This is a genomic window from Streptomyces sp. SM1, assembly GCF_002910825.1.
In the GTDB taxonomy this organism is placed as follows: Bacteria; Actinomycetota; Actinomycetes; order Streptomycetales; family Streptomycetaceae; genus Streptomyces; species Streptomyces okerensis.
This window is the reverse complement of sequence record NZ_NEUB01000898.1, coordinates 1-5604: the sequence shown is the minus strand read 5'-3', so window position 1 is coordinate 5604 and position 5604 is coordinate 1. Positions and strand designations below refer to the sequence as shown.

Genomic DNA, 5604 nt, shown 5'->3' with positions numbered 1-5604 from the left:
GGGCGGCCGAAGTCGGTGTCGACGACCTCGGCCAGATCCCGCGGCGTGGGGTAGGCGAAGACCAGGGAGACCGGCACCTGGGCGCCGAGGATCTCCTCGAGGCGGCCGGTGATCTGAAAGGCGGTGAGGGAGTCGCCGCCCGCCTCGTAGAAGTCGGTGTCCTCGGTCAGGTCGGGCAGGTCGAGCACCTCACGGAAGATTCCGGCGAGCAGGTCGGCGGTGCGGGTGGCGGTGGCGGCGTTCTCGGTCATGACGTGTGCTCCTCGGTGGTGTTCGCCACGGTGCTTCCCGTGGTCGGCGGTGCGGTGGGGGCCAGGGTGCGCAGTCGGGCGGGTGTGTTGCCGCCGGAGACGACGGCCACGGCCCGCTCACGGCGGCCGGCGCGCAGGGCTCCGGCCAGTGCGACGGCTCCGCTGGGCTCCGCGTCGACGCCGAGGCGGCCCAGCAGAGCGGCGGCTGTGAGGATCGCGTCGTCGTCGACGGAGATGAGGTCGTCGACGCGGTCACGGATGATCGGGTAGGGGACGCGTCCCGGCCGCTGGCCGCGCAGGCCGTCGGCGACGGTGGCGCAGGGCGGCAGCTGGACCGGGTGCCCGGCGGCCAGGGAGCGGGCGTAGCGGGGGGCTTGATCCGGTTCGACCCCGACGATCCGGACCGGGTGGTCGGCGGCCGCGAGGCAGACGCCGGCGAGGAGGCCGCCGCCGCCGGTCGGAACGTAGACCGTCTCGGTCCCGGGTGCGTCGGCGAGGAGTTCGGTGCCGACCGTGCCCTGGCCGGCGACCACCAGGCGGTGGTCGGAGGAGGGTACGAGGGTGGCTCCGGTCTCCCGCGCGAGCGCGCCGGCCCGTTCCTCCCGCTCGGCCACTCCCCCGCCCACTCGGACGGTCTCGGCGCCCAGGGCGCGGATGGCGGCGGTCTTGGCGGGGTCCGCGCCCGCCGCGAGGACGACGGTCAGGCGGATGCCGAGGGATCGGGCGAGCCGGGCGAGGGCGATGCCGTGGTTGCCGGACGAGCCGGTGACGACGTGCCGGGCCCCGAGCGCCAGGAGGGCGTTGGCGGCTCCGCGTGTCTTGAACGAGCCGCCGTGCTGGAGGTGTTCGGCCTTCAGCAGCAGTTCCGTGCCGCTGATTGCGGTGTGCGGGCCGCTCAGCAGGGGTGTGCGGCGGACGTGTGGGGCGATGCGGGCGGCGGCCTCGGTGACGTCTGCGGGGCCGGGTCCGGTGCCGGTGCCGGTGCCGCTGCCGGACGTGGCCGGCCGAAGGCCGGTGGCGGTCACGGGGTGCTCCCCGCGATCAGCCGGCGGCGGTCCGTCTTGCCGCCGCGGGTGGTGGGCAGCGTGTCGTGGCGCCGGAAGTTCCGGGGCATCAGGTGCGGCGGCAGTGAGCGGGCCAGGTGGGCGCGCAGCTGGGCGTCCTTCGTGGCGGCCAGGTCGCCGGTGACGTGGGCCGCCAGGTACGTGCGTCCCCGCTCGTCGGTGTGGGCGGTGACCACGGCGCCGCTGACCCGGGGGTGGGCCAGCAGGGCGCCCTCGATCTCGGCGGGGTCGACGCGGTAGCCGCGGATCTTGACCTGCCGGTCGGTGCGCCCGGCGTAGGCGAGGCCGTCGGGGCCCCACCGTCCGAGGTCACCGGTGCGGTAGAGGCGGGCGCCGGGCGGGCCGTAGGGGTCGGGCAGGAAGCACTCGGCGGTGCGGTCCGGGCGCCCCCCGTAGCCCCGGGCGACGCCCGCGCCGCCGATGTAGACCTCGCCCACCGTGCCGTCGGGGACGGGCGCGAGGTCGGCGTCGAGCACCCGGACGACCGTGCCGGGGCGGGGCGTTCCGACCACGTCGGCGGCCGGGTCGGGCTCGGCGGGGACGCGGTGACGGGTGGTGGTCATGGTGCACTCGGTCGGGCCGTACTGGTTGACGAGTGTGCCCGGGACCGTCCGCCGACCGCCGGCGGTGAGGAAGGGGCGCAGGGACTCGCCGCTGGCGGCGACCAGGGTGACGCCGGCCAGCGGGTCGGGCAGGTCCGGTTGCCCGGCCAGGTGGGCCAGGAAGGAGGGGGTGGTGCTGAGCAGCGCGGTCACCCGGTGTGCGCGTACGGTGTCAGCGAAGCCGGCGGGCCGCAGCAGCCGGGAGCGCTCCACGATCACCAGTCGCCCTCCGGCCAGCAGCGGGGCGAAGGTGTCCCGGAGGGACGCGTCGTAGCCGAGCGGGGCCGTCTGGAGGGCCACGGTGTGCGGGCCGAGGCCGAAGGCGCGCGCGGTGTCGCGCAGGTAGGTGTCGAGTGCGTGGTGCTCGACGAGGACGGGGCTGGGGTCACCGGTGCTGCCGGAGGTGTGGCTGACGTAGGCCAGGGCGCGCGGATCGACCCGGGCGGGTGGTGTCGCGGGCGTGTGCGGCGGGGGGACGGGATCGTCCAGCAGGAGTGTCGGCAGGTCCGGATCCGGGTGGAGGGCGCGGACGTGGGCGGAGGTGGTCAGCAGCAGGCGGGTGCCCGCGCTGTCGACGAAGGCCGCGAGCCGGTCGCGCGGCTGGGTGACGTCCAGGGTGAGGAAGGCGGCCCCGCAGCGCAGGACCGCGGCCATGGCGGCCACCGCGTCGGCCCCGTGCTCGACGGCGATGGCGCACACCGTCTCCGGCCGGGCTCCGTGGGCGCGCAGCAGGCGGGTGAGTTCACCGGTGCGTGCGGCGAGGCTGCCGTAGGTGACCTGCCCCGTGGGGGTGTCCAGCGCGACGCGGGCCGGGTGGCGGGCGGCGTGGGCGGCGAGGTCGTCGGCGACGGTGTCCATCACGCCTCCTGGGTGCCGGTGACGGTCAGGTCGACGGCCACGAAGCGGAGTTCGGAGGTGTAGCGGTGCCCGTCGGCGTCGGTGAGCCAGGCCTGTTCGGGGGTGGGCAGCATCTCGCTGACCTTCAGACGGGCCCCGGGGTCCTTGCGGGCGAGCCGGCGGGCCGCCTTGGCGAGGATGGTGACGTACACGGGGCTGTCGAAGTCAACGTAGAACGGGCGGGGTTCGGTCGGGGAGACGACGAACACGAAGCGGGGCAGGTCGTGTCGGCGCTGCCAGTGCCGGGCGCGGACGAACCGGGCGGCTTCGCTCTTCTCGTCGGCGAAGTCGACGTCTCCGACCGGTAGTTGCCAGGTCTCGCGGGCCACGGTCATGCGGTCGATGGTGATGCGCGGGGTGTGCTCGCCCTCGGGGCGGAGCGTGAAGCGGTCCATGACCCTCTGGGTGAGGGTGTTGGCGTAGGCGTCGAGGACGTCGTGCGCGGTGCCATCGGGCAGGACGGCGGTGAGGCGGCCGTCCCGGTCCTCGACGCGGACGTCGGCGCTCGGCACGGAGTTCGGGCGGTGCGGGTCGCCGGTCTGGTCGACGAGGGTGACGTAGTGGTCCTCGGGCCGGTCCAGGGAGGGCCGGCTGCGGGTGGACCAGCGCAGGGGCAGTTCCTTGGGGAGTGTGGGCAGCAGGCGGGGGCCGGGGAAGTCGCGGGTGGTCTCGGCGATGAGCCGGTCGCGGTCGGGGTGCTGGTGGACGAAGAGGGAGGCGCCCATGGTGTTGAGCGCGCAGTGCATCTCGCCGAGGACGAGGCCGACGTCGCCGCGGGCGACGGCGTCCGCGTCCTCGGCGACGACCAGGAGGTCGGGGCTGATGTAGCGGGCGAGGGACCAGCCGTCGCCGGGTTCGGCGAACTCACGGCGCACGCGGTCGGCCAGTTCGGCGGTGGTCAGGCGGACGCGGCGGGCGTCGGGGGGCAGGTCGAGGATCCGCGCCCACTTGGCCCGCAGTTCGGCCTGGGCGGTGTCGATCAGGTCGCCGGCGTCGGGGTGCGGGGAGGGCAGGGTGTGCATCCACAGGGTGGCGAGGTCCACCGGTGTGCCGTCGGCGCTCAGGCGGTCGTGGACGGTGCGCAGGCGGGCGCGGATGGCGTCGGCGAAGCGGTTGGTCATCCAGCGGGCGGCGGTCAGGCACAGCTGGAGGGGTTCGAGGTGCTCCAGCAGGGCGGGGCCGGCCGTGGCGGTGGCCGAGCGGCGTGCGTCGGAGTACACGAGTCCGCGGCACGGGGCGGTGCGTGTGCCCTTGGCGCGCTGGGCGTCGCTGTCGGTGAGGGCGGCGAAGTCGGCCTCCAGGGCGCCGATCGCGGCGGTCAGCGCGTCGGCGTCGGTGCCGGCGGCGCGTACGGCGTCCCGGCCGCGCTCCAGCACGGCGAGCTTGGCGAGGGCACGGTCTCGGGCAGGCTCGTCGGGGACGCGTTCGAGGATCCGGCGCAGGGCCTGGTCGGGGTGGGTGGCGGCGGGCACTTCCAGGCGCTGGGCGACCCAGCGCCGGCGGACCAGCTCTCCCACGATGGCGTCGACCTCGCCGGGGTCCAGGTCCAGTTCGGCGGCGATGGCGGCCGTGTGCCGGGTGCCGTCGCAGTGCCGCAGGACGGCCTGCTGGAGTTCCCCGACGGGCTGGGCGGGCCGCCCCGGGACCTGTACCGCGCCGTCCTCGCATCGCACGAAGGACATGCGGCGCGGCGGGATCCAGCGCATCAGCTCGGGGTCCTCGGCGAGCACCTTGGCCAGGGCGTCGACGGCCCAGCCGGAGAAGTAGACCTCCTGCGCGGCGAGGAAGTCCCGGCCGGCGTCCACGGTGACGGCGTGCGGCGCGGACGGGTTCCAGCGGCCCCACCCGACGGGGCCGAAGAAGCCGATGGTGTCGTTCTTCACGCAGAACCGCTGCCAGTAGTGGGCGACCAGTTCCTCGCGCTGGCGGGGCATGCTGCTGCGCTTGTCCACACCCGGCGTCCAGCGCAGGAACGGCGCGATGCCGGTGCGCAGTACGGCCGGGTTCTGCCAGGCGAGGGCCGCCTGGAAGCGGGGCCGGCCGGCGATGTGCTGGAGGTGCCGGGCGGTGTCGACAGCTGCCGCCGACAGCTCCTCGGCGAAGGCCTCCCACTCGGCTCCGGACAGGTCGCTGCCGGGGCCGAACTTGTCGGCGCCCTCGGCCAGTCCGGGCGGGGCCAGGCGCAGCACGCCGTCGGCGGGGAAGCCGGGACCGCGCAGCGCGAACTCCTCCCAGAGCCGCCAGCCTCCGCCCGGTAGCAGAACCGGTGCGTGCTCGTCCGACATCACGTGCTCCTTCCGGAAAGGGGGGGACGGGCCGGCCGGGCGGAGGCCGCCCGGCCGGACGCCGGGCTCCCCGGCCGGACAGCACCGTCCCGCGGCGGGCGGTACGGCACCAGAGAAGATCCGGCAGCAACGCGCGCCGCGGGCTCGGCGCGTTCGTCCCTGCTCCGGAGGGGCGGGCGCCGGGCACGCTGTCGGCGTCGGCCCCGACCTGCGGCCGGCCCCACCACTGCGGGAGGTTCACCATGACGCAACCCGACTCCACGACCGGCCCGGGCGCCGACGAGGCCCGTCCGGACACCGACGAGGTGTATCTCGTGGTGCGCAACGACGAGGAGCAGTACTCGATCTGGCGGGCGGACCGCGCGGTGCCCGCCGGCTGGCACCCGGAGGGCAGGCGGGGCAGCCGGCAGGAGTGCCTGGAGCACATCGGCGTGATCTGGACGGACATGCGCCCGCTCAGCCTGCGCCGCCGGCTGGCCGGGGCTGATGTCTGAGCCAGGGACGG

At 75.5% G+C, this 5604-nt stretch carries 5 protein-coding genes; 1 reads left to right on the top strand and 4 read right to left on the bottom strand.

Features of this window, described 5'->3' with window-relative positions:
- The 4 genes from B9S61_RS30235 to B9S61_RS30220 all read right to left on the bottom strand — a co-directional run.
- The coding region (locus tag B9S61_RS30235) for an acyl carrier protein (RefSeq protein ID WP_103545082.1) at positions 1–251 on the bottom strand (251 nt) is incomplete at its 3' end.
- Positions 248–1276, bottom strand: a complete 1029-nt coding sequence (locus tag B9S61_RS30230; RefSeq protein WP_103545081.1) for a threonine/serine dehydratase — start codon at positions 1274–1276, stop codon at positions 248–250. The genes B9S61_RS30235 and B9S61_RS30230, both read right to left, overlap by 4 nt.
- Positions 1273–2775 (bottom strand): amino acid adenylation domain-containing protein, encoded by a 1503-nt coding sequence (locus B9S61_RS30225; protein WP_103545080.1) that lies wholly within the window; start codon positions 2773–2775, stop codon positions 1273–1275. Before B9S61_RS30225 ends, B9S61_RS30230 begins: the two co-directional genes overlap by 4 nt.
- A complete protein-coding gene (locus B9S61_RS30220; RefSeq protein ID WP_103545079.1) occupies positions 2775–5099 on the bottom strand; it encodes a lantibiotic dehydratase in 2325 nt (774 codons plus the stop codon). The genes B9S61_RS30225 and B9S61_RS30220 overlap by 1 nt, the downstream gene beginning before the upstream one ends.
- Before the next feature lie 242 nt (positions 5100–5341).
- Between B9S61_RS30220 and B9S61_RS30215 the strand changes: the two genes are divergently transcribed.
- A complete protein-coding gene (locus tag B9S61_RS30215) occupies positions 5342–5593 on the top strand; it encodes an MbtH family NRPS accessory protein (protein WP_103545078.1) in 252 nt (83 codons plus the stop codon).
- Positions 5594–5604 lie beyond the last annotated feature (11 nt).